This is a genomic window from Variovorax sp. 770b2 (genome assembly GCF_900115685.1).
In the GTDB taxonomy this organism is placed as follows: domain Bacteria; phylum Pseudomonadota; class Gammaproteobacteria; order Burkholderiales; family Burkholderiaceae_C; genus Variovorax.
In genome coordinates this window covers 207,920-228,862 of record NZ_FOXJ01000003.1, presented here as the reverse complement: position 1 = coordinate 228,862, position 20,943 = coordinate 207,920, and the positions used below count along the sequence as shown (strand labels likewise).

Annotated in this window: 19 protein-coding genes; 4 read left to right on the top strand and 15 right to left on the bottom strand. The window is 66.0% G+C overall.

Annotated elements, in window-relative coordinates; all coding sequences use genetic code 11:
* Positions 1–4: 4 nt before the first annotated feature.
* Entirely contained in the window at positions 5–1,345 is a 1,341-nt protein-coding gene (locus BM133_RS20300; RefSeq protein ID WP_093437617.1) for a C4-dicarboxylate transporter DctA, read from the bottom strand.
* A 163-nt stretch (positions 1,346–1,508) separates the two neighbouring features.
* On the opposite strand from BM133_RS20300, the gene BM133_RS20295 reads away from it, so the two are divergent.
* Entirely contained in the window at positions 1,509–1,730 is a 222-nt protein-coding gene (locus BM133_RS20295) for a hypothetical protein (protein ID WP_256219283.1), read from the top strand.
* 6 nt (positions 1,731–1,736) lie between these two features.
* On the opposite strand, the gene BM133_RS20290 is transcribed toward BM133_RS20295, so the two are convergent.
* Together BM133_RS20290 and BM133_RS20285 are read right to left on the bottom strand one after the other, a co-directional pair.
* Positions 1,737–2,357 (bottom strand): hypothetical protein, encoded by a 621-nt coding sequence (locus BM133_RS20290; RefSeq protein ID WP_093437615.1) that lies wholly within the window; start codon positions 2,355–2,357, stop codon positions 1,737–1,739.
* Positions 2,354–2,794, bottom strand: coding sequence for a hypothetical protein (locus BM133_RS20285; RefSeq protein WP_093437613.1), 441 nt, complete (start codon positions 2,792–2,794; stop codon positions 2,354–2,356). The genes BM133_RS20290 and BM133_RS20285 overlap by 4 nt, the downstream gene beginning before the upstream one ends.
* A gap of 131 nt (positions 2,795–2,925) precedes the next feature.
* Between BM133_RS20285 and BM133_RS20280 the strand changes: the two genes are divergently transcribed.
* Complete coding sequence (locus BM133_RS20280) at positions 2,926–3,783, top strand: aldo/keto reductase (RefSeq protein WP_093438236.1); 858 nt, start codon at positions 2,926–2,928, stop codon at positions 3,781–3,783.
* 13 nt (positions 3,784–3,796) lie between these two features.
* On the opposite strand, the gene BM133_RS20275 is transcribed toward BM133_RS20280, so the two are convergent.
* The 7 genes from BM133_RS20275 to BM133_RS20245 form a co-directional block, all read right to left on the bottom strand.
* Positions 3,797–5,293 carry a nucleobase:cation symporter-2 family protein gene (locus BM133_RS20275; RefSeq protein WP_093437611.1) on the bottom strand — a complete coding sequence of 499 codons (1,497 nt, stop codon included), beginning with the start codon at positions 5,291–5,293 and terminating at the stop codon, positions 3,797–3,799.
* A gap of 183 nt (positions 5,294–5,476) precedes the next feature.
* Positions 5,477–6,232 (bottom strand): GntR family transcriptional regulator, encoded by a 756-nt coding sequence (locus BM133_RS20270; protein ID WP_093437608.1) that lies wholly within the window; start codon positions 6,230–6,232, stop codon positions 5,477–5,479.
* A 48-nt stretch (positions 6,233–6,280) separates the two neighbouring features.
* Positions 6,281–7,018 (bottom strand): aspartate/glutamate racemase family protein, encoded by a 738-nt coding sequence (locus BM133_RS20265; RefSeq protein WP_042578040.1) that lies wholly within the window; start codon positions 7,016–7,018, stop codon positions 6,281–6,283.
* A gap of 29 nt (positions 7,019–7,047) precedes the next feature.
* A complete protein-coding gene (locus BM133_RS20260; RefSeq protein ID WP_093437606.1) occupies positions 7,048–8,541 on the bottom strand; it encodes an NCS1 family nucleobase:cation symporter-1 in 1,494 nt (497 codons plus the stop codon).
* A 558-nt stretch (positions 8,542–9,099) separates the two neighbouring features.
* Positions 9,100–9,855, bottom strand: coding sequence for a GntR family transcriptional regulator (locus BM133_RS20255; RefSeq protein WP_093437603.1), 756 nt, complete (start codon positions 9,853–9,855; stop codon positions 9,100–9,102).
* Positions 9,856–9,906: 51 nt separating this feature from the next.
* Positions 9,907–10,899 (bottom strand): HpcH/HpaI aldolase/citrate lyase family protein, encoded by a 993-nt coding sequence (locus BM133_RS20250; RefSeq protein ID WP_093437601.1) that lies wholly within the window; start codon positions 10,897–10,899, stop codon positions 9,907–9,909.
* Between the two features lie 11 nt (positions 10,900–10,910).
* Positions 10,911–11,981 carry a MaoC family dehydratase gene (locus BM133_RS20245; RefSeq protein WP_093437598.1) on the bottom strand — a complete coding sequence of 357 codons (1,071 nt, stop codon included), beginning with the start codon at positions 11,979–11,981 and terminating at the stop codon, positions 10,911–10,913.
* 107 nt (positions 11,982–12,088) lie between these two features.
* Here BM133_RS20245 and BM133_RS20240 point away from each other — a divergent pair, with 107 nt between their 5' ends.
* On the top strand, positions 12,089–13,306 hold the full coding sequence (locus tag BM133_RS20240) for a CaiB/BaiF CoA transferase family protein (protein ID WP_093437596.1): 1,218 nt from the start codon (positions 12,089–12,091) through the stop codon (positions 13,304–13,306).
* Between the two features lie 107 nt (positions 13,307–13,413).
* Complete coding sequence (locus BM133_RS20235; protein WP_093438233.1) at positions 13,414–14,406, top strand: tripartite tricarboxylate transporter substrate-binding protein; 993 nt, start codon at positions 13,414–13,416, stop codon at positions 14,404–14,406.
* Between the two features lie 121 nt (positions 14,407–14,527).
* On the opposite strand, the gene BM133_RS20230 is transcribed toward BM133_RS20235, so the two are convergent.
* The 5 genes from BM133_RS20230 to BM133_RS20210 all read right to left on the bottom strand — a co-directional run bounded on the left by BM133_RS20230 (position 14,528) and on the right by BM133_RS20210 (position 20,830).
* Complete coding sequence (locus tag BM133_RS20230; RefSeq protein ID WP_218158392.1) at positions 14,528–15,181, bottom strand: Isoquinoline 1-oxidoreductase subunit; 654 nt, start codon at positions 15,179–15,181, stop codon at positions 14,528–14,530.
* The gene (locus BM133_RS20225) at positions 15,178–17,373 is read right to left on the bottom strand and encodes a xanthine dehydrogenase family protein molybdopterin-binding subunit (protein WP_093437591.1); all 2,196 of its coding nucleotides are present in this window, start codon (positions 17,371–17,373) and stop codon (positions 15,178–15,180) included. The genes BM133_RS20230 and BM133_RS20225 overlap by 4 nt, the downstream gene beginning before the upstream one ends.
* Entirely contained in the window at positions 17,370–17,867 is a 498-nt protein-coding gene (locus tag BM133_RS20220; RefSeq protein ID WP_093437588.1) for a (2Fe-2S)-binding protein, read from the bottom strand. The genes BM133_RS20225 and BM133_RS20220 overlap by 4 nt, the downstream gene beginning before the upstream one ends.
* Before the next feature lie 125 nt (positions 17,868–17,992).
* Complete coding sequence (locus tag BM133_RS20215) at positions 17,993–18,910, bottom strand: helix-turn-helix transcriptional regulator (protein WP_093437586.1); 918 nt, start codon at positions 18,908–18,910, stop codon at positions 17,993–17,995.
* Positions 18,911–19,120: 210 nt separating this feature from the next.
* Positions 19,121–20,830: a CehA/McbA family metallohydrolase domain-containing protein gene (locus BM133_RS20210; RefSeq protein WP_093438231.1), complete on the bottom strand. Its 1,710-nt coding sequence runs from the start codon at positions 20,828–20,830 to the stop codon at positions 19,121–19,123.
* Positions 20,831–20,943: the final 113 nt, after the last annotated feature.

The following is a 20,943-nucleotide window of genomic DNA, read 5'->3' as shown; positions in this document are numbered from 1 at the left end:
GTTTTCAGTGGGCGGTGGAAGCTGCGGTGCCGGTGTTTACCACGGGCACTGCGGGTGCCTCCGCCAGCGGCTCGTCGTCCGGCGAATAGGTGCCGTCGAGCACCGCGTGCGCGCGCTCGCGGTCGATGTCGCCTTCCCAGGCCGCGATCGCCACCGTGGCCACGCAGTTGCCGATCAGGTTGCCCAGTGCGCGGGCGATGCCCATGAACCAATCGACCGACAGCACCAGCACCAGGCCGATGGCGGGGATCGCCGGAATCGCGTGCAGCGTCGCGGCCAGCACCACGATGGCCGAGCCCGGCACGCCGTGCGCGCCCTTGGAGGTGACCAGCGCGATCGCCAGGATCGTGAGCAGGTCGGCCATCGAGATCGGCGTGTTGGTGGCCTGCGCGATGAACACCGCGGCCAGCGTGATGTAGATCGAGAAGGCATCCAGGTTGAACGAATAGCCGGTCGGGATCACCAGCCCCACCGTCGAATCGCGGATGCCCATGCGGCGCAGCTTGGCCATGATCTGCGGCAGCACGCTGTCGGACGAGGTGGTGGCGAACACGATGGTGAGCTCTTCGCGCAGGTACCGCAGCAGCTTCCAGAGGCTGAAGCCCGAGAAGCGCATCACCAGCCCCAGCACCACGAACACGAAGATCAGCACCGCGCCGTAGAAGAGCGCGACCAGCATGCCCAGCTGCTTGAGCGAGCCGATGCCGTACTGCCCCACCGTGAACGCGATGGCACCCAGCACGCCCAGCGGCGCCAGCTTGATGATGATTCCCATGATCTTGAAGAGCACCAGCGAGAGCGCGTCCACCACCACCGCCACCGGCTTGCCGCGATCGCCCAGGAGCGAGAGCGCGCAGCCGAACAGCACCGCGAACAGCAGCACCTGCAGCACGTCGCCCGTGGCGAAGGCGTTGACCACCGTGGTCGGAATGAGCTTCATCAGGAACTCGACCGTGCCGCCGCTGGTGAGCTTGTCGGCGTTCGAGGCATAGGCGCTCATGGCGGCCGGATCGAGCTTGGCCGGGTCCACGTTCATGCCCACGCCCGGCTGGAACACGAAGGCCAGCACCAGGCCCATGCCCAGCGCGACGGTGGTGAGCACCTCGAAGTAGATCAGCGCCTTCACGCCCACGCGGCCCACGCGTTTCAGGTCGCCCGCGCCCGCGATGCCGTGCACGACGACGCAGAAAACGAGCACCGGGATGATCATCTTGATCAGCTTGATGAAGCCGTCACCCAGCGGCTTGAGCTTGACGGCGTACTCGGGCCAGAAGAGGCCGGCGAGCACGCCGAGCACCAGCGCGATGACCACCTGACCGAAGAGCGATTTGGCGAAGCGAGGCATGGAGTCTCCTGTCTTTATGTCTTGTCGAGGGTTGCATGCAAGGATCGCTTTTTCTTGCATGCAAGAAATGTAGGCAAGAAGGGTTCGGGCGGGGCAGAGGGTATTCCCGACACGAAGGGCTCTGACCGGCGAGATGGGCCAGCTGCTCGCAAGGCACGACTGCATGGACGCCTTGCCGGTGCCCGACATCCCCTTGCGCGTGTACGCGGGCACCAAGGGCCCGCGCGGCCGGTGGATGCCGTTCGGCGACGAACCGAACGACGGCATCGTCTCGGTGAAGGAGGTTCAGCTCGGCTCGGTTCCGGTGCAACTGCTGCCGACCATCCACACCCTCATCATGAATTCGCGCCAGGTGGCCGCCGACATCGCGACGGCGTTGAAGTGACGCGCTTCAAAGCGAGAGCGGCCTGCACCCGAACGCCTCCGCAGGAACGAAGCGAACACCCAGCAACCGCTGCCGCTCGCACTCCCGCTTGAACCCCGCCGTGCAGACCAGCATGCCCCGCACGTCCACCGCGCGCACGACGCCGAAGTTTTTCATCCGGCGCGCGTCCACCACGGCCTTGGTGATCGTCTCCAGGCAAGGCACCTGCGGAAAGTACCTGTCGAAGACCGGCTCGCCGCTGGCCAGGTCTTTCTCCACCGTGAACTCCGAGCGCTCCATGTCGAGCACCGGCAGCCAGGTCGAGGTGAGCATGAACGCATACGACTTGCGCGCAGGCTGGCGGTCCGACTGCAGCATCGTCACCGGGATGCAGCGCACCGCCATGCCGGCCGCGCGGCACACCTGCGCGAAGCGCGCCGAGACCAGCCAGCCCTCCATGCCGTAGTCGAAGTCGACCACGCCGTGCCTGGCGCGGTACTCGTATGCGGCGGTAATGGCGAAGCGGTCGGGGTTCGGGTCCGAAGGGTCCCACTGCCAGTCGTGGTTCAGGTCGCCCGCCAGGCGCGGCGGGCAGCCGTGCGCCTTGCCGGTGTCGTCGTATTCGAGGACGTAGTGGCTGCTGCTCATGGGCGGCCATTTGAGTCGTCGTTCGGGTGGCCGTTCGTCGCGATGCAGGCGTGCCCGACCGCCGCCATCTGCGCCAGGTGCGCCGCCGCCTGCGCGAAGAGCGCGGGCTGCGCCTCGAAGGCGAAGCGCGTGTGTTCGGGCAGATCGAGCGCGCCGGCGCCTTCGGGCGTGAGGGCGAGCGCAAGGCCCTCGCCCCGCACCGCGAGCGCGAGGACCTCCCCGCTGCAGGCCAGGTCCTGGCTGGTGCGCTCCAGGTACAGCGCGTCTTCCTCCAGGATGCCGGTGGGTGCCTTTCCGCACACGATGTGCAGCACGTCCAGCGGCTCGCCCAGCGAGGCGAAGCCCAACGTGAGCCACAGCATGCCGTCGTCGTCGCCCACGAAGAGTTCGACCACCTCGAAAACGGTGGCGACAGGTTCCGGCGCGGCGTGGTTCATGCGGAATGGTGTGAAGGCTTCCGCGGGGACTCTAGGAGCCCGGCGGGCGCTGCGCCAGTGTCGAAAGTCACCCCCTTGCCGTAGCGGGCATGTGGGCCTTCATTTCATTTCACTCTCGTACCATGGCCCGCATGCGAACACTCCCACTCCCCACCGGCGGCCAGATGCCGGTCCTGGGCCTTGGCACCTGGCGCATGGGCGAGGTGTCCGGCCGCCGCGCGGCAGAGGTCGCCGCGGTGCGCGAGGCCATCGGCCTGGGCTACCGGCTCATCGACACGGCCGAGATGTACGGCGAGGGCGGCGCCGAGACCGTGCTCGGCCAGGCCATCGGCGAGGCGCTGCGTGCGGGCGACGTGCGGCGCGACGAGCTCTTCATCGTGAGCAAGGTCTACCCGCACAACGCGAGCCGCCGCGGCACGCGCGAGGCTTGCGAGCGCAGCCTGAAGCGTCTCGCGCTCGATGCCATCGACCTGTACCTGCTGCATTGGCGCAGCAGCCATCCGCTGCGCGAGACGGTCGAGGCGATGCATGCGCTCGTGGCCGATGGGCGCATCGCGCACTGGGGCGTGAGCAACTTCGACACCGACGACATGGAAGAGCTGGAGGGCGTGATCGGCGGTGGCCCGGGATGCGCAGCGAATCAGGTCTATCTGTCGCTCGGTGAGCGCGGCCCGGAGTTCAATCTGTTGCCATGGCTGCGCGAACGCGGCATGCCATTGATGGCCTACAGCCCGATCGACCAGGGTGCATTGGCCGATGACGATGGGCTCAGCGAATTGGCGCAGCGCCTCGGCGTGACCGCCGCGCAACTCGCATTGGCCGCGGTGATCGCGCGGCCCGGCGTCGTCGCGATTCCGAAGGCGGTGCGCAGCACGCACCTGCAAGAAAACCTCGCCGCCGCCGAACTGAAGCTCGATGTGGCGACCCTTGCCGAGCTGGACCGCCTGCACCCACCGCCGCGGCGCAAGACGCCGCTGGCGATGATCTGAAGCGCTGGTATCTCTAGTGCGCCTCGGCCTGCTTGGCCGCCGCAATGACGGCCTGTTCGTCGTGCTTCGCGCCGTTGAGGAACAGGTTCAACAGCACCGCCACAATCGATGCCAGCAGGATGCCCGACTCGATCAGCGAGTGGATCGCATGCGGCATCCATTGCTTGAAGTTGGGCGCGATCAGCGGAATCATGCCGACGCCGATGGCCACCGCGACGATCATCGCGTTGTGGCGATTGGTCTTGAAGTCCACGCCCGAGAGAATGCGGATGCCGGTGGCCGCGACCATGCCGAACATCACGAGGCCCGCGCCGCCGAGCACCACGGTGGGCAGCGACTCGACCAGCGCGGCCATCTTGGGCAGCAGGCCCAGCACGATCAATATCGCGCCGCCCGCCACGCACACGTAGCGGCTCTTGATGCCGGTGACGGCCACCAGGCCCACGTTCTGCGAGAAGCTGGTGTACGGAAAGGTGTTGAAGACGCCGCCGATCAGCGTGCCCAGGCCGTCGGTGCGCAAGCCCCGGGCGAGGTCCTTCTGCGTGATCTTGCGCTCGGTCATCTCGCCGAGCGCGAGGAACATGCCGGTCGATTCGATCATCACCACGATCATGATCAGCGTCATCGTCAAGATCAGGATCGGGTCGAACTGCGGCATGCCGAAGTGAAAGGGCAGCACGATGTCCACCCACGCGGCCTTGCCGACTTTCTCGTAGGTCATGAGGCCGGTGATGGAGGCCACGACCGCGCCGATCACGATGCCCAGCAGCACCGAGATGTTGGCGACGAAGCCCTTGGCGTACTTGACGATCAAAAGGATCGACACGAGCACCAGCGCCGCCACGCCGAAGCCCGGGAGGTCCGCGTACCTGGGGTTGGGCACGGTGGGCATGATCGCGAAGCCCTTGGGCACCGCGGGAATGGAGCTGCCCGGCGAGGTGACTTCGGCGAGCCATTTCGCATACACCGGGTCGACCAGCGCGGGCGCCGTCGGGCCCACTGGGTTGCCGAAGATCCAGTTGATGCCCACGCGCATCAGGCTGATGCCGATGACCGCGATGATGGTGCCCGTGACCACCGGCGGAAAGAACCGCAGCATGCGGCTCACGAGCGGCGCGATGAGTATCGACACCACGCCCGCGCCGATGATGGCGCCGAAGAGCAATTGCGCGCCGTTCTGCCCGGGGTTGGCATTGGCAATGGTCACCATCGGCGCGACCGATGCGAAGGTCACGCCCATCATCACCGGCAGCTTGATGCCGAAGAACTGCGTGGCGCCCAGCGCCTGGATGAGCGTGGCGATGCCGCAGCAAAAGAGGTCGGCCGAAATGAGCAGCGCGACTTCGTCGGGCGAGAGCTTGAGCGCGCGGCCGACGATCAGCGGCACCGCGACGGCGCCCGCATACATCACCAGCACGTGCTGCAGGCCGAGGGCCGCGAGCTTGCCCGAGGGCAGGCGCTGGTCCACCGGGTGGACTGTCAAAGCAGTGGAAGAGGTCTCGGCCGTCATCGTGTATCTCCTGGCGCAGCAAGGGGAGAGAAGGCGGACGGCGCATCGTGTCGCGGCGTCCACAAAGTGTGTACGCGAAACTGTATACAATTTATGCGGCAATACGGATGCAGGAAAACCCGCATCGCCCGCGCGCAATGGTGTCGGGCTGTTTCCTGTCCCGGTTCCAGCGGTTCCAGGTCTCTAGGCGAGCAGCGCCTTGACCAGGTCCAGCTGCCGGTCGGGCTTGTCGGTGCCCAGCTCGAGGCTGGCCTCGATGCGCTCCAGGTGCTCGGTCATGCAGGCCACGGCACCTTCCACGTCGCCCTTGCGGCAGATGCGAAGGAAGTCGGAGTGCTCGTCCGACGAGCAGTGCGGGTCGTTGGACGAGTGATAGAGCATTGCGATCAGCGAGCTGCGCGCCACCAGCTCGCGCACCAGCTCCGTCAGCGTGTGGTTGCCCGTGGCCTCGGCCAGCGCCACGTGGAAGTCGCCCAGCACCTTCTCGCGCACCGTGCCCATGGCCGGGCTCTGGCGCAGCGCCGCGCGCTCGAACTTGATGTGCTGCTCCAGCACCTGGTAATCGCGCGGCCGTGCATTCGCGATGAAGAGGCGCACCACCTCGCTCTCCAGGATGCGGCGCACCGCGAACACCTCGCGCGCCTCCTGCACCGTGGGCTGCGAGACGAAGGCGCCCTTGTCGGGAATCATCTCGATGAGCTTGTCCTTGGACAGCATCAGGAGCGCCGCGCGCACCTTGGTGCGGCTCACCGAATAGACGCGGCCCAGCGCCTCTTCGCGCAGCCACGTGCCGGGCGGCAGGCGCTTCTCGACGATGGCGGTGGCGATGTCCTGGGCGATGCGCTCGATGGAGCTTCCCTTGCCAACGGCTACACCGTTCTCGGCCGGCGTGGCGATGGGTTCGGTCGGGGCGGGGGATTTGGAACTGGCGCGGGGCATGCGGAGATTGTGGCTCAGCGTTCGATGGCCATGCCCGCGCTGCCCGTATCACCCGCGGAGCGTGAAGCCTTCGAGCGCGCCCGTCATGGTCTTGGGCAGGGGGCGGGCCAGTTCGCCGCGCTTGCTGGTCTTGAGTTTCAGCGTGACGAGCGATTCGATGAGCTTGGTGCCCGCGGCCACGCCGTCGATCACCGGCACGCCCAGCAGCTCGCCGATGTGCTCGCACAGGTCGGTCATGCCGGCGCAACCGAGCACGATGCAGTCGGAGCCGTCTTCTTCGAGCGCGCGCCGGCATTCGTCGACGATGCGTTCGCGCGCGCGCGAGCCCGGCTCTTCGAGTTCGAGCACCGGCAGTTCGCAGGCGCGCACGTTGGCGCAGAAGCGCTCCATGCCGTAGATCTCGGCCAGGTGCCAGGCCTGGCCCATGGTGCGGCCCAGCGTGGTGACCACGCTGAAGCGGCTGCCGATCATGCTGGCCAGGTGCATCGCCGCCTCGGCGATGCCCACCACCGGGCCGCGCGCGAGTTCGCGTGCGGCCTTCAGGCCCGGGTCGCCGAAGCAGGCGATCACGTAGCCGTCGATGCCGTCGCGCTCGCCCGCGGCGATCTCCTGCAAGAGGCCGGGCACGGCCAGCGCCTCGTCGTAGTGGCTCTCGATGGAGACCGGTCCCATGGCCGGGCTGACCGCGACGATCTCGGTGCCGGCGTGCGCCACCGCGCGGGCGCAGGCACCGATCTTCTCGGTCATGCTCCAGGTGGTGTTGGGATTGATGATCTTGATGCGCACGGCGCGGCCCTTTCTTTCTCTTCAGTGTTTCAAGTCTTGTTGTTGCGGTTCAGGAGCACGTAGAGCACGAAGCCCAGCCCCATGCCGATGAACCACGCATAGTTCGCGCCACCGCGCAGCGCCGGCACCATCACGCAAAGGATCGGCACGAGTGCCGAGGGCACCAGCGCCTGGATCGCCTTCGGGTTGTAGCCGTTGCTGTACCAGTACTTGCCCTGCTTGCTCATGGTGTAGAGCGCGTCCACGTCGATCTGTTGCTTCCTCACGATGTAGTAGTCGGCAATCAGGATGCCGAACAGCGGGCCGATGAACGAGCCCAGCACGTCGAGCGTGTAGTGGATGACCTCGGGGCTGTTGTACAGGTTCCAGGGCGTGAGAAAGATCGAGCCCACCGCGGCGATCATGCCGCCCGTGCGCCAGCTGATGTGCTGCGGCGCCACGTTCGAGAAGTCGAAGGCCGGCGACACGAAGTTGGCCACGATGTTGATGCCGATGGTGGCGATCATGAAGGTCAGCGCGCCCAGCACGACGGCGGTGGTGCTGTCGATCTTGCCCACGGTGTGCACCGGATCGGTGATGAGTTCACCGAAAACGGGCAGCGTGGCGGCCGTGGTGATCACGGTCAGGAGCGAGAAGAACACGAAGTTCACCGGCAGGCCCCAGAAGTTGCCCTTCTTCACCGCATCGAAGCTCTTGCCGTACCGCGAGAAGTCGCCGAAGTTGAGCATCGGGCCGCTGAAGTAGCTCACCACCAGCGCAATGGCCGAGAGCATCACCGGCAGCGCGTCCCAGCCCTGGAACTTGATGCCGCCCAGGTTCAGGTCGATCTTGCTCCAGCCGGCTTTCCACACCAGCCAGCCGCACAGCACGGCCATCACCACGTACACCGCGGGCCCGGCCCAGTCGATGAACTTGCGGATGGCTTCCATGCCGTGCCAGAACACGAAGGCCTGCAGCACCCACATGACCATGAACGCGACCCAGCCCAGCGTCGAGAGGCCCACGAAGCCGTGCATGGCCACGTCGGCATACGGCGCGAGGTTGGGGAACATGTGCAGCGCCAGCACCATGAAGGCGGCCGACGCGAGGTACGTTTGCACGCCGTACCAGGCCACCGCGATCAGCCCGCGGATGATGGCCGGGATGTTCGCGCCCAGCACGCCGAAGGGCGCGCGGCACACCACCGGATAGGGCACGCCCGTCACCTGGCTGGGCTTGGCCACCAGGTTGCAGAAGAACTGCACGATCACGATGCCCACCAGCAGCGACACCAGCACCTGCCAGCTCGACAGGCCCAGCGCGAACAGGCTGCCGGCCGTGATGTAGCCGCCCACGCTGTGCACGTCGGACATCCAGAACGCGAAGATGTTGTATTGGCCCCAGGTCTGTTTCTTCAGCGGCGCGAGGTCCTCGTTGGTCAGGCGCGGGTCGTAGCCGGGCTTGATGAGGGCGTTCGATTCCGCGTGCGGCGCAAGGCCCGCTTCGCTGGCCCCGGCGGGGGCGTGGCTGACGACTGTGCTCATGGTCTTTTCCTCGTGCAGAAAGTGTTTGAGATGAAGCCCGCTTTTGACGCAAATATCGCGCCACATATCGAGTGCGTTATTTGTATACAAAAATTGGACGCAATCAAGATCATTCGGGGAATCATATATCCGTAGATTCCCTGATGCGTGCTGCTGGAGGGGCGTCGCGCCGATCTCGACGGGCGCATGGCGCGGCATTCTTCGCCCGCATGCAGGCACGTCCCGGTGTCGCGAGACAGGGGTGCGCCTTGCCACCCCGCGAAGGGACGCCGGCCCGCGCGGGGCTCAGCGTCCGATGGCCGCAATCAACGTGTTACAGAGACAGGGGCAGTCGCACGACAAAGGACGTGCCTTCCTTCGCCGAAGACGTCACGGTGGCGCATGCGTGGCGCATCGAAACCCATCGTCACGGCGGGCGCGATGTCCGCCTTGAGCTTTCGCAGCGGATAGGCGGCATAGACCTGGTCGAAAGCCTCTGCGCACAGCGCGCTCAGATCGCCAAGCAGCGGCCGTCCATGTCCAAGATCGCGCTTTTTCGGCGCCGCGAAAAGCTTTTGGTTAGCTGCCGCGGCGAGTGCGCCGGAGTTGCGTCAACAAGCTTCGGCGCTCCGCCGGGTAAACGGTCTCACTGATCTCGAGCAATTCGTTCTTGATGTTCTTGTAGTGCCGCAGAACGCGCAATCCCGCGGAGCCTTTGGGTACCTGCAACGCCGCAGCCATGGCGGCATCGATCAATACCGCATCTGCAATTTGCACGACGTCTGTGATCGACTCGTTGCACCGCCCCTCGATCATCGAACTGATCAGCACTTGGGGTTGCTGCATGACCTCTTCCTGGATCTTCGCGAAACGAATGTCCACGTAGAAGTTGGCCACCGCCAGGGGTTTGCCATCGCGTGTGTCGACCCGATATCCACTGAACACCAGCCATTTGCTCCCCAACGGCGCTTGCAACTGACGGGCGCCGCTTCGGTCCAGCGTGAATTCCCTGACAGTCACGATCTGGCGAATCTCCGATGCCGCCACGCGGACGAGATCCTCGATCGAATCGACCGTCTGCACGTAGTGCGTAGAGGCATCGACGCTCTCCACGCGGGTACCGACCGACTTCTTGCGAGAGACATAGCCCCTGTCTTGCAGTATGTCGAGCGCGGCGCGAACCGTCTGTCTGCTGACACCGTATTGCTGCGCCATGGCGATCTCGGTGGGCAGGAGACTGCCCACCGTATAGCGTCTTCCGTTGATTTCTTCGGTCAGCCGCCTCGCAAGGTCGACATAAAGAGAGGAGGGGGCGGTGCTGGCAGCTCTTGGCATTGGAACCCGACTTAAGTCCGGACATTCTACAAGTCCGGACTGGCGGCGGCCTCAGGCGAAGAACCGATCGATGGCCGCTTGGGGCAAGGCCATGCCTGTCGCCTTGGCTTTTTCCAGGACGACCCAAAAGTACCGATAGGTGGCTCGGTCATGCAGTTCTCCCTTGTACTGCGTCGGCCCCCAGTCTGCTGTCTGCGCGGCCAGCAGGATCTCGGCCGCATCGGCGACCTCCTCGTAAGCGGGCTGCATGGCTTCAACGATGGGCTTGATCTGCGCGGGATAGATGCTCCACATCCGCAGGTATCCAAGTTCGTTGCGCGCGCGGCTTGCGTCCTGGCGCACCACGTCTGCATCCTTCAGGTTCAGGCAAACGTTGTGCGAAGGCACGACACCGTTGGCCAGTGCTGCGGCTGCAACCTCGGCCTTGGCGCGGACGATCAGCCGGTGTTCGAACTGGCCGGGACTGCGCATCTGGGAAGCCGCGATCGCGCCGTTGTGCCCGCTCACGAAGTCCATCAGGCCGAAGTCGATGACCTCCAGGTTGGGGATGGTCGCGATCTGCGCGACATCGCGCAGGGCGCCGTGGGTTTCCACGAGGACATGAAGCGGAATCGCGCGGCTCAGCTGGAGGTGGCGGGCCGTTTCCTGCACGTACGCTGCGGCTGTTTCTGCTTGAGCGAACGAGGTTGCCTTGGGAATGGTGATGTAGGCGATATCGCGGCCGGCCTTCGCCAGCAGGATGTCCACGTCCTCTTTCCACGATCGATGTGCGGGGTCGTGGATGCGTGCGCCGATCCGCTTGAAGACATTCTGCGGCGAGGCAATCGAGTCTGCGACCATGTTCGCGTGGGCAATCTCTTCCCCCGCTGGCGCTCCATCCTCGCAGTCGGCGGTGATGTCGAAGATCGGGCCGTATTCGCTCTGCAGCGCGAGCGCCTTGTCGATCAGCTTCTTGCTGCCGGCGAAGTGCTCGCAAGCGGCCAGCACGGGGAATGGCTTCTCGCCGGCGAACAGCGCGTCTTTGGGATGTACAAGTTTTTGCATGGGATTTTTCCTCAGAGTCGGAGTTGCTTCTTGGGGATGACGACGGTGTAGTCGAGGTCCAGCACGACCTCGGCAGGGAAGCGGGATTTCGGGGCGTTGGCGTCGGGAAGCGCAATAGCGCGGGCAGTGCCGACGTTCTTGGCGCCGATCGTGCGCAGACGCAGGGCGCCGAGCTGGCCGCTCAACGCATAGGTCTCCATGACTTGCGTCACGCAGCTGAGGGTGTCGCCGGCGAACACCGGTGCCACATGACTGCCCCCGTTGATCGCGAGCATGCCCAGACAATTCTCCAGCCCGTCGTACGCCAGCGACCTGCAGATCGACATCACATGGCCACCGTAGACCAGGCGTTGGCCCGCGGTCGACTGCGCCATCAGGTGAGCATCGAAATGGGCCTTCGCGGTGTTCTGATAGAGGCGAGCCGCGATGCTGTGATCGCTGTCATTGACCGTCATGGACCCGATGTGGTCGATCCGTTCTCCCGCCGCGTAGTCTTCCCAAAGATCATCGAATCCGGTAACGCGGGTGACAGATGCCGGCTCGATGAACGCGGGGACGATGAGACGTGATGCATCGACATGCGAGGGCAGTGGCGGTACTGGCAGTGCCGGTGCAGCCGCGCCGTCCGCTGCTCGCTTGTGCACCATGACCCATCGCACGAAAGTCAAGACCGCTTCATCTCTCTGGTTCGTCGCGATGGAGCGCACGTAGACCACCCCGCTCTTGCCACTCGAGTTCTCCTTGGTCCCCAGCACCTGGCTCGTCACCGCCAGGGTGTCCCCGGCATGGACCGGCCGAAGGAAGCGCGCATCGGCATATCCGAGATTGGCGATGGCGTTGAGCGAAAGCTCCGGGACGGTCTTGCCGAAGACGACGTTGAACACCAGCAAGTCTTCCATCGGCGCCGATCGAAGGCCCAGCGCCGAAGCCGTGGTTGCCGCGGTATTCAGGGCTGAGCGACTGCCTGTCAGACCAATGTAGAGCGTGCGGTCGCCCTCGCTCAAGGTTCGAGGAACACCGTGCCGGAGCATCTGCCCCGGTTCGAAGTCCTCGAAGAAGTTGCCGATCCTGCTTTTCGACATGTCAGGGTTTCCTCTCGGGGCAATGGTTAAAAAACTTCATATGTACGTACTTAGTGCTTGTATCATATGTCGAACTCGGTTCTTTGTACGTACACATGGAGAAATAAATGTTCAGTTCAGGTGCGTTGTCGGATATCAGGGTCGTCGACCTCACGCAGATGCTCGCGGGGCCTTTTTGCACGCAGGTGCTCGCCGACCAAGGAGCGCAAGTGGTCAAGGTGGAGCCGCTTGAGGGGGAGGGGATGCGCCGCACCGGTCCGTTCCTGCCGGACGATCGGCTTCGGTCCTTCGGGGGCTATTTCCAGAGCGTCAATCGAAACAAGGGCTCGATCGCACTGGATCTGAAAAATCCGGAAGGACGCCAGGTGCTGAAGGAATTGGTGGCGTCGGCGGACGTGCTGGTCGAAAACTTCCGCGGTGGCGTGATGGAGAGACTCGGGCTCTCCTACGAAGAGCTTTCGCAGATCAACCCTGCTCTGGTGTATGCCGCCGTGCGCGGCTTCGGCGATCGACGCAGCGGCGAGAGTCCGTACTACCAATGGCCCGCCTACGACGTGGTCGCTCAGGCGATGGGCGGCATCATGGGCATCACCGGACCCGACGAGCACTCGCCCACCAAGATCGGGCCGGGGGTCGGCGATACCGTGCCTGCGCTCATGCTCGCGATCGGCATCCTTTCTGCGGTCCACCACGCACGCAGGACAGGGCAAGGCCAATTCGTCGACGTGTCGATGGTCGATTGCGTCCTGGCTTTGACCGAACGCATCGTCTACCAGCACTCCTACCAAGGCTCCAGCCCGAAGCCCGAGGGCAACCGGCACCCCTTGCTCTGTCCCTTCGGGCTTTTCCTTGCGAAGGACGGCTGGGTTTCCATTGCCTGCGCGACCGACGCGCTATGGCGCAAGCTGGCCCATGCGATGGGAAGACCCGAACTGGCGGAGTCCGCGGAATGCGCAACCAACGCCGCTCGCGTGGAGCACGCGGATTTCGTCATCCGGGCGTTGGAGGCCTTCACCAGCCAAAGAACCAAGGACGAACTCAAGGGCATCCTCGGCGGGGTCGTTCCTTTCGGACCGGTCTACACGGCAGAGGACGTGTTCGAGGACGCGCATTTCCACAAGCGCGACATGCTGGTGGAAGTGGACCACCCCGGAAGCGATCACCGGGTCACCATTGCCGGCGTGCCGATCAAGTTGAGCCGCACGCCAGGCGGAATCGCCCGGCGTGCGCCGATGGTCGGCGAAGACACGGATCACGTGCTCAGGTCGATCGGAATGACCGCCGACCGCATTCAGGAGCTCCGCGCAACGGGCGCAGTGGGCTGAGCATGCGCACGGAAACACATGCGGCCCGGGCCGTTCGCCAGGCGTGCGCGGATACCGACGCATTCGCACGCACCTCAAACGCTCTCTGCAACCAGGACATTTACATCATGACCCGTTCCCATTCGACGACACGGCGTTCCCTGTCGCTTCTGCTGCTCTCCTTCGCGGCCATCGGACCAGCGGCGGCAGCCGCGTATCCGGAACGCGCCGTCACCTGGGTCGTTCCTTTTGCGGCCGGTGGCCCCGCCGACGCTCTTGCCCGGAACATCGCCGAGAAGGTCGCCGAGAAACTGGGTCAACCCATCATCATCGACAACGTGGGCGGCGCAGGGGGCACCATCGGTGCGGCCAAAGTGGCGCGGGCGTCAAAGGACGGCTACACGTTCCTGCTCGGGCATGTGGGGCAGATGGCTGCGGCGCCGTCGCTGTACAAAAAGCTTCCCTACGATCCGGCCAAGGATTTCGAGCCGGTCTTCAGGCTGCCCGATACACCGCTGATCTTGCTCGTCGCAGTCAACTCGCCCAACAAGACCGTTCAGCAACTGGTGACAGGAGCCAGGGCAAAGCCGGGCACGATCAACTTCGGCAACGCAGGCGTTGGATCGACATCCCATCTGGTGGGCGCCCTGTTTGCTCAACGCGCGAATATCGAAGTGACGTCTGTTTCCTACAAAGGCGCGGCGCCGGCCATGGTGGACGTGCTTTCCGGTCAGGTCGATGCGATGTTCGACCAGAGCAACACCGCGCTGACTCAGGTCCTGGGCGGCCGCGTGCGAGCCATCGCGCAGACCGGCGCAAAGCGTTTGCCGCAATTCGCGGACGTCCCCACTGTCTCGGAAACTGTCATCCCCGGCTTCACCGCAGTAACCTGGTACGGCCTCTACGCTCCGGCGGGCACGCCTGCCTCCGTGCAGGCGGCGATGTACCGCGCCTACCGGATGGCCATCGACGAGCCCGCCCTGCGCAGCCGCTTGGCTGCTCAGGGCATCCAACTGCTGCAGGACGATGAATACAGTGCCGACGCGCTGAGGAAACTCACGACAGAAGAACGAGCGCGTTGGAAGGACGTGATCGACCAGGTGAAGATCGTCGTCGAGTAGATCGAGCCGATGCCACTGCGGTGGAACATGAATCCCGCACTGCAGATGCACGGTCAAGACGGCCGGGCGCACGTGGCCGATATACAGCGGGATGCGCTCGCTCCGCTGCCGGCAATCAGATCTACCGGGACACTCGCTCGGCGCCTCCCGGGCAAGCGGCGCCCGTCGCGATCCAGGCCTGGATCAGCCGGCCGAATTCCTTCTGCGTTCCGGGCGCCGGCTTTCGGCCTTCGCCTGGATGCCACGCCCAACCCACCAGCGGGTCGTCCGCCATGTGCTTGTGGATCTTCTCCAGGTTCATGCCGCCGTTGAGGGCCGGGTCCTTGATCTGCTTGCAGATCTCCGCGAGCGAGCGACCCTGCCAGGCCATCGATGCGGGCGCGAGGTGCCAGGCCGGATGGCCCGGTATCGATGCAATGGACGCGCCCTGCGTGCTCACGTTGGCCGCCTGGTGGCAGGCGGTGCAGCGAAGGCCTGGCAGCCCCTTGCCGGACTGGCCGGCCTGCAGATAGGGCACATGGGTGTGCAGGTTCTCTCCCTGCGTCGGCACCCGCGCGGAAGGGTGGCAGTTCAGGCAGCGCGGGCTCTGGATCACCTTGCTGGCCTCCAGGAAGATCGCCGCCGAGCGGGCCGCCGGGTCGGCGATCGCATCGAACTCGCCCGGCGCCTTCAGCGTTTCAGGCGGTGGCGCCGGCGGTGCCGCCTGCAACGCGGGAAGCGCCAGCAGCGCGAGCGCCGCCAGGAGCATCGGCAAGCCCATCGGTCGGCGCTTCATGATGTCCCTTTCAGCTGGGCCGCATCCAGCGGCAGCGCAAACGCCCGTCGGCCGGTGGCCGCGAAGACCGCATTGGCGACCGCGGCGATGGCCCCGGCCGTGCCGGGCTCCCCCACGCCGCCGGGCTCGGCGGTGCTGGCAATCAGGTGCACCTCGATCGGTGGCGCCTCCTGCATCCGCAGCACCGGATAGGTGTCGAAGTTGCCCTGCTCGACGCGCCCGTTCGCCACCGTGATGCGCCCGTAGAGCACCGACGAAAGCCCGAAGATCACGCCGCCTTCGATCTGCGCGACCACCACGTCGGGGTTCACCGCCACGCCCACGTCGGCCGCGCAGACGATGCGCTCGAAGCGCAGCTGCCCCGCGCTGTCGACCTGCACCTGGGCCACCATCGCAAAGAAACTTCCGAAGCCGTCGAACACGGCGATGCCGCGCCCCCTTCCCGGGGGCAGCGCTTCGCCCCATCCGGACTTGGCCACCGCGAGGTTCATGGCAGCCAGCGTGCGCGTCGACTTCTGCAGCAGCGGGCGCCGGAACTCCACCGGATCGATCTTCGCGCGATGGGCCAGGTCGTCCATGACGCTCTCGACGATGAAGACATTGCGCGTCGGGCCCACGCCGCGCCAGTTCCCCGTGCCCATGCCGGTTGGTGCCTCGTTGCGCGTGAAGTCCACGAAGACGTTCGGAATGTCGTAGGGACCGCTCGCCCCGTCGATGATGTCCAGGTCGATGTTGTCCTTCTGGTAGGCGGGCAGCCAGCGCGCCATGATGTTGGGCCCGACGATGCGATGGCGCCAGCCGGTCGGTCGGCCGGCGGCATCCAGCGCGACGTTCACGCGGCTGTGGTTGTGGAAGCGGTAGTAGTCGTGCCGCATGTCTTCCTCGCGGCTCCAGGTGATCTTCACGGGGCCCTTGACCTGCTTGGCGAGCAGGACGGCCTGCGTGACGTAGTCCACTTCCAGGCGCCGGCCGAACCCGCCGCCCAGCAGCTGGTTGTGGAACACCACGCGCTCGGGCGGCAGCCCCGCGGCCGCGACGGCCACCTGGTGGGCCCGGCCCACGATCTGGCTGCCGCACCACACGTCGCAGTCGCCGCCGCGAAAGTGCACGGTGCAATTGATCGGCTCCAGCACCGCATGCGCAAGCAGCGGCAGGCGGAAGATCGCCTCGTACCTGCTCGCGGCATTCGCTTCGGCGCTGGCGATGCTGCCGGTGTCGACGGCGACCAGCCCCGCACGGTCGAGCGCGGCATCGGACTGCGCCACCATGCTGGCCGTCGACACGCCGGCGTTCGCGCCCTCGTTCCACTCGATCTTCAGGGCACGGAGTCCCTTGAGCGCCGCCCAGGTGGTTGCACCCACCACGGCCACGGCGTCCTCGATCTGCACGACCTGCTCCACGCCCTTGATCTTCATCGCCTCGGTGGCGTCCACGCTGGCGAGCTTGCCGTTGAACACCGGGCAGGCGGCCACCATCGCGTAGCGCAACCCGGGCATGTGCATGTCGATGCCGAATTTCGCCGCGCCTTTCACCTTGTCCGGCGTGTCGACGCGGCGGTAGGACGTGCCGATCAGCTTGTGGCTGCCCACGGGCTTGAGCGCGGGGGACGCAGGCACCGGCAGCCGGGCCGCGGCATCGGCCAAAGCACCGTAGCCGATCCGGCGTCCGCTGGCGGAATGCATCACTTCGCCGCGCACGGCGACGCAGTCCTGGGCCGAGACCTTCCAGCGCTGTGCCGCGGCCTCGACGAGCATCATGCGGGCGGACGCGCCGGCGGCACGCAGCGTCATCCACGAGCCGCGCAGCGAGCCCGATCCGCCCGTGATCTGCCCGCCGAAGAGCGGACTTCCGTAGAGCTTCTCGTCGGGTGGCGCCGCTTCGAACTTCACGCGCGCGGGGTCGACTTCCAGCTCCTCGGCCAGCAGTTGGACCTGCGAGGTATAGGCGCCCTGGCCCATCTCCACGTACGGCAGGATCAGCGTGACCTGGCCGGCGCGGTCGATGCGCACGAACGGGTTCGGGGCAGCGGCGGTGCCGGCGGTACCGCCCGTACCGGCCGTGGCGGCCTGTGCGGGCGATGCAAAGCCGATCAGCATGCCGCCGCCGGCCGCGGCAGCAGCCACGAAGACGGCGCGGCGGGTGAGTCCTTCGCGCGCGGCAGGCGCAACAGGCGCGGCAGGTACGGCGCTCATCGGTCGCGCTCCCTGGCGCGGGCCGGCTTCGCGGACGCCAGCTGCGTCGCGGCGTGCTTGATGCCCGCGCGGATGCGCCCATACGTGCCGCATCGGCAGATGTTTCCCGACATCACGGCGTCGATGTCGCCATCGCTGGGCGCGGGGTTCGCACTCAGCAGGGCCGCGGCGGACATGAGCTGTCCCGACTGGCAGTAGCCGCATTGGACGACTTCGAGTTCGAGCCAGGCGCGCTGCAGGGCCTTGCCGACGGCCGAGCGGTCCAGCGCCTCGATGGTGCCGATCCTCGCGCTCCCGATCGAGGCGACCGGCGTCACGCACGATCGCCGCGCCTCGCCGTTCACGTGGACCGTGCAGGCGCCGCACATCGCGATGCCGCAGCCGAACTTGGTTCCCGTCAGCCCGAAGCTGTCGCGCAGCACCCAGAGCACCGGCGTGTCCGCGTCGACGTCCGCGGTCATCGGTTTGCCATTGACCACCACCGAGTAAGCCATGTGGAAGACCTCTCTTTGTTCCTCGCCGGTCGATCGTAGTCACCATGGCGTTCCCGGGCCCGGCGGATATTGCGGGGTCTAGGGCGATCTTGCGGTGGCGTTCGCGCCCCTGGATCCGGCAGGGTTCACCACTGCCCCCGGTACGCGCAGGGCGTCATGCCGCGACGACTGCGGAACACACGCGTGAACTGGCTGGGGTCGTCGTACCCCACGGCGGCCGCGACATCGGCGACCGGGTGCCCCGTGGTCCTGAGCAGTTCGCACGCATGCGCCACGCGCGTCTCCACGAGCCACTGATAAGGCGCCGTGCCCGTGGACACCTTGAAGGCATGACAGAAGTGGTGATAGGAGATGTCGACCAATGCCGCCAACGTGCGCAACGGAACCTCCACGCGCAGATCGCTGGTCATGGCATCGCACACGCGCCGCAGGTGCCGCGGCGGCAGTCCGCCCCTCTTGCTGTCGGGGATTTTTCTCCAGGCCACCGAGTGGTGCTTCAGCAGGTGCAGGACGAGCAGGCTCGCACGGCTGTCCATCTCCAGCCGCGTGGCGGGCTCTTCCTGGTCGAAGGCCCGGCGCAGGTACGCGTCGAGTTCGGGAACGAGTTGCGGATCGGAGCGCATCACGCGCTCGTTGTGCAGGATTTCCGCCTGGCTCGAAACCCCGCCCAGGTATTCCGTGGCGGCCGTTTGCACGAAGGCCTCGCTCATGTAGAAATGTGCGAGCCGTATCGGCTCGCTCGCCACAAGCCACAGGTTCCGCGATGCCGATTGGAGAAAAAAACCACCCGCGGTCAGTTCCTCGACCGTTTGCAAGGTCGGCGGCAGCACGCGGCGCACGCAGCCGCCCGACACGCGCCAGCCCAGGGTGTGAAAGGGCCGGTTGTCAGGTCGCGCCGAAGTGTCGAAGCCCTCGGGCGCATCCCACAGGGCGACGGGCATCGCCCACCCTGCGGAGAGACCGGCATTCTTGAGCGCGATCATTCCCGGGCTCGGAATGAGCCGGATCGATCTGTCGCTGCCCTCTTCGGTCGCCGCTCGCATAAGGATTTCCAACCGCAACGTCGCTTTCTCGCAGACACGTCATTGAAAGAATCCGACGGTGGCAGCGACGATTGATGTCCGTCCCTGACCGGATACTAGATCGCCGCATACGGCGGGACAACCGGGAGAACGCAGGCCGAGCGCGCCGACGCATCGGCGATACGTTCGGCAACGAAGTCTGCGCGCCTCGGCACCTTCGGCGCGCCTGGCCTACTGCGCCGCCACCTTCACGAACACCGGGTTCGAGTAGAACCACAGGTCGCTGTAGTTGCGCGCATTGATGGCGTTGAAGCGCGCCACGTTGTCCGCACCGGTCGTCTGCGCATCGAACAGCGGCTCGCCGCCGGCCGTTTCGTTGGGCACGTCGGTTCCCAGGTTGGTGCCTCGCAGGCGGAAGTACTGGTTGCCGCCGGCCTTCACCGTGTAGCTCACGGCGAAGTAGCCGTCGCCATCGAGCTTCCAGTCGCTGCGGGTGAAGCGCTTGACCACGCGGGTCGACGGGTTGGTGTCGCGCGCGTAGCCCGGCGTGCCCGGGGTCTCGCGGCCGGTCACGTCGCCGGCGATCAGGTCGACGTGGTCCACCACCGGCTTGACGTTGGCGAAGACGCCGCTGCCGAGCTGGAACTCGTAGTTGTTGCGCTCGGGGCTCTTGAAGCGGATGGTGATCTTCAGGTCTTCGCCCGGCGCGGCGGCCACTTCGGCGCCCATCTCGCCCGCGGCCCTGGCGCTCTGCACCTTGAAGTCGAGCGCGTCGATCAGGCCGCCGTTCACCGCGAAGAGCTTGCCCGCGCGCAGGGCCGCGAGCAGCGACTTCGGGTCCTTGATGTCGCCCCAGAGGTGATTCTTCGCGTACTCGCCCGGCGCATAGCCGCTGCTGTACTGGCCTTGCGAAACGGTGAAGTGGTAGTCGGAATCCGCCACGTTCCAGATGTGGCGGCCTTCGGACAGCAGCGCGTCCCAGGTGCCGCCAAGTTTCGCGACCAGGTAGTCCACGCCGCCGTAGGTGCGGGACGGCAGGTTGGCCGGGATGTAGGCGCTGTTGTAGCCGCCGCGGTCGGGCTCCATCTGGTTGCCGACCATGCCTTCGAGCGAGAACATGATGTTCGGCGCGGCGTCGTTCATCTCGCGCAGCTGGGCGATCGTGTACTTGCCCGGGTTGCGCGAGGGATGGTTGATCTGCAGGTAGCTGGTGTCGGGGTAGTTCTTCTTGAGCCAGGCGATGGCCGCGAGCACGTCGGCGTGCGTCGAGAAGGCCTTGGTGTCCTTCGCATTCCAGGCGCTCACGTCCTCCGGCGCAAAGAGCGAGGCGGCGCGGTCGGTGAAGAGGTATTCGAACTGGCTCACGGCCTTGAGCGCGGCGTCCGACATAGGGCTGTCGGTGAGGATGCCGACGTTGCCGTGGTCGTGCGTGGGCATGTCCCACTCGAAGGACGAGAAGATCGTCTTGTCCGCGTACTTGCCGCCGGCCTGCAGCGCCTTGATGCGGGGCACTTCGTACGTCGCCATGCCTTCCGAGAAGGGAATCTGCGCGGCCAGCTTCCTGCCGTCGTTGTCGTACGAGGACAGGCGCAGGTGGTTGGAGATGGCCGCCCAGTCGAGCCCGAAGTTGTCGAAGGCCTTGGCCAGCACCTGGTCGAGCGTGGAGATCTGCTGCGTGTCGTCCGACTGCATGGTGTGGATGTGCAGGTCGCCGACGGTCCAGCGGCCGGTCGGCCCGGTGGGCGGCGCGGGAGGCGCAGGCGGCGGGGAGGGTGGCTGCGCAGCAGGCGCGGGCGCCGGCGCTGCCGGAGCGATGGGCAGCCCGGCGAATGGATTGCCACCGCCGGAGCCGCCGCCGCAAGCGGTCAGCGCGGCCGCGGCGAGCGCGAGGGTAGAGAAGAGGGCGGCGGGGGAGCGGGGTGCGAGAGGATGGGATTTCATGACGGCAGACATGGCGACGGCCAGCACAAGGCTGGCCGTCGCTTCGGGGTTTCAAGAGAACCCGGAGTCTGGAATCCTGTCGTGACGCGGCGATGAAAGTGAAGTGAAAGGTT